At 69.9% G+C, this 2,867-nt stretch carries 4 protein-coding genes; all 4 read right to left on the reverse strand.

Features of this window, described 5'->3' with window-relative positions; translation table 11 throughout:
* Nucleotides 1-91 (reverse strand): LacI family DNA-binding transcriptional regulator (locus AB0M20_RS35900; RefSeq protein WP_364305049.1); only part of this gene is annotated, 91 nt, incomplete at its 3' end.
* 28 nt (nt 92-119) lie between these two features.
* Nucleotides 120-1,082 carry a ribokinase gene (locus AB0M20_RS35905; RefSeq protein WP_364305043.1) on the reverse strand — a complete coding sequence of 321 codons (963 nt, stop codon included), beginning with the start codon at nt 1,080-1,082 and terminating at the stop codon, nt 120-122.
* Nucleotides 1,079-1,993 (reverse strand): carbohydrate ABC transporter permease, encoded by a 915-nt coding sequence (locus tag AB0M20_RS35910; protein ID WP_364305045.1) that lies wholly within the window; start codon nt 1,991-1,993, stop codon nt 1,079-1,081. The genes AB0M20_RS35905 and AB0M20_RS35910 overlap by 4 nt, the downstream gene beginning before the upstream one ends.
* On the reverse strand, nt 1,990-2,867 hold an 878-nt coding region (locus AB0M20_RS35915; RefSeq protein ID WP_364305047.1), incomplete at its 5' end, for a sugar ABC transporter permease. The genes AB0M20_RS35915 and AB0M20_RS35910, both read right to left, overlap by 4 nt.

The raw sequence follows: 2,867 nt of genomic DNA on the forward strand, positions 1-2,867 counted from the left end.
CGACGGGACGTGGGCCGTTGTTGAGCACGTAGCTGACCACGGCCGGTGAAACGCCGGCGGCGCGCGCCACATCCGATCGAGTCACCGCCACCCGCGGACCTCCCCGTCGCCGCCGGGTGTCATGCGCCCGTTACGACCTGTCCCTCGGCGGACTCGAGTCCGATGTCCGCCGGAGAAGGATACGACGACTGCGCACCGGGGCTCTGAACCGCGAACGTGCCCGCCCGTACCCCGAACGTCACCGCGTCCTCGAGGCCCGTACCCGCCGCCAGCCGCACCGCCAGGGCCCCGACGAAGGCGTCACCGGCGCCGGTGGTGTCGACCACGGCGGACGGAACCGGCGCCGGCACGTGGCCGACCCGGTCCGCGTCCCCCCAGCAGGCACCCTCGGCGCCCACCGTGACCACCACCGATCGGGTCCGATGCCGCAGGTCCTCGACCGCCCGCAGGGCGGCGGCCGCGCCGCGCACCTCCCAGCCGAGCAGGCCGCTGGCCTCGGCCTCGTTGACCACCAGCGGATCGCACTGCGCCAGCAGCTCCGGGGCCACCGGCTGGTACGGCGCCAGGTTGAGGATCACCCGGGCGCCGGCTCCCGCGGCGGCGGTGATGGCCGCGGTGATGATCTCGGGCAGCACCTCGGCCTGGGCCACCATCGTGGCCGCCCCGGTCTCGGCGATGATCCGGCCGACCGTGCGGGTCACCCGCTCGGCGGTGAGGGCGAAGTTGGTACCCGGCACGACGGTGATCGAGTTCTCCCCCGAGTCGTACACCAGAACCAGTGCCAGCCCGGTGCGGCCGCGACTGATGATCTCGACGTTCGTGGCGTCGACGCCCTCCGAGCGCAGCTCACGGATGAGCTGCGCACCGTCGGCGTCGTCACCGACCGAGCCGACGAAGCTGACGTCCGCGCGCATGCGGGCCATCGCCACCGCCTGGTTGGCGCCCTTGCCGCCGGGCTGCTGAAGCAGCCCGCTGGCCAGCACCGTCTCGCCGGGGCCGGCCGGCACCGGCACCCGGACGATGTAGTCCTGGTTGGCCGAGCCGACGACGATGATTCCCCCAGTGCCAGGACCGTTGCTCACTTCTCTCCACTCCAGATCGATAGCCGTCCGAAAAACCGCTGAAGCAGGAACATGCTGACGGCGGGAACCAGCGTGAGCACGATGGTTCCGGCGAAGTTCTGTCCGTAGTCCGCGGCGTGCTCGCCGAAGGTACCGGCGAGCGCGACCGGGGCGAGCTGCAGCCGGTTGTCGCTGATGAGCAGCAGCGGCCACAGGAAGGCGGTCCACTGGCCCAGGAAGATCAGCAATGCCGAGTTGGTCAGCGCGGGACCGCTCAGTCGCAGGTAGAGCGAGAACAGGATGCGCGGCTCGGAGGCGCCGTCGATCATCGCGGCTTCCCGGTACGAGTCCGGGATGCCGAGGAAGTACTGCCGCAGGTTGAAGATGGCCAGCCCGTTCCCGATGCCCGGCAGGATCAGGCCGATCGTCGAGTTGCCCAGGCCCCAGTCGGTGAACTGCTGGGCCAGCGGGATGGCGATCGCCTCGAACGGCACCATGAAGCTGATCACGATGACCGCGAAGATGAGGTTGCGGCCGGGGAACCGGAAGACCGCCAGGGCGTACGCGGCCATCGCCGACATGACGACGCCGAGCAGCACCGAGGCGATGCAGACGACGAACGAGTTCAGCAGCGCCCTCGCGAAGCCCGAGTCGACCAGCAGCCGGATGTAGTTGTCCAGCGTCCACTCGGTCGGTATGACCAGGCGCCAGCTGAGCGGTGACATCGTGGTGAGGATCTCGAGGGTCGGCCGGAAGGAGCCGATCAGGATCCACAGTGCGGGCAGGACGAACACCATGCCGAGCACGACGGCCAGCACCGTCAGGACCACGCGGCCGGGGGTCATGCGCTTGCGGCGCACGGGCGCTCCCGGCGCCGGCTCGGCGCCGGCCGGACGGGCGGCGACCTCGGCGGCGTGCGGAGTGACGGTCATCGCGGCGTCCTCTCCTCGCGCAGCAGCCGGAACTGCAGCAGGACGAAGAAGATCATGATCAGGGTGAGGATGACGACCTCGGCCGCGCCGAGATTGCGGCTCCCGTATCCGTACGTCGTCCGGTACGCGTCGAACATCAGCAGCGTGGTGCTCGCTTGTGGACCACCCTGGGTGAGCAGCTGCACCGGTACGAACAGCACGAAGTTGGCGACCGTGTCGGCGACCAGCACGAACAACAGCGGGCGCTTGAGCATCGGGATGGTGATGCTGAAGAAGGTCCGGATCGGGCCGGCCCGGTCGACCTTCGCCGCGTCGTACAACTCCTCCGGGATCGCCTGCAGGCCGGAGATGAGGAACATCATCCAGTAGCCGATGCCGATCCAGCTGGCCAGCACGATGATGCAGGCCAGCGCCTGGTCCGGCGAGGTGAGGAACGGCTGGGGGTTGCCGCCGACAGCGCTGATGATCGCGTTGACCGGGCCGTCCGGGTTGAGCGCCGCGCCCCACGCGATGGCCGAGCCGACGATCGGCACGGTCACCGGCACGAAGACCAGGGTGCGCCAGACGCCGACCAGCGGCAGCCGCTGCACGAACAGGACCGCGACCATCAGGGCGAGGGCGATCTGCAGCGGGTTGATGATGGCGTTGAAGACCAGGGTACGGACGATGGTGTCCACAAAGGCCGGATCGCCGAACAGGGACCGGTAGTTGCCGAACCCGGCGAACGTGGCCTCGATGATGCCGCCCGGGAACGCCTTGTAGAGGCTGTCCACGACGGCGCCGACGGTCGGCACCACCCGCAGGACGACCAGCGCGGCGACCGCCGGGGCGAGGAACACCACGGCCCAGAGGATCTCGTGCCGGCGACCGGCCC

The organism is Actinoplanes sp. NPDC051633 (assembly GCF_040681735.1).
Lineage (GTDB): Bacteria > Actinomycetota > Actinomycetes > Mycobacteriales > Micromonosporaceae > Actinoplanes.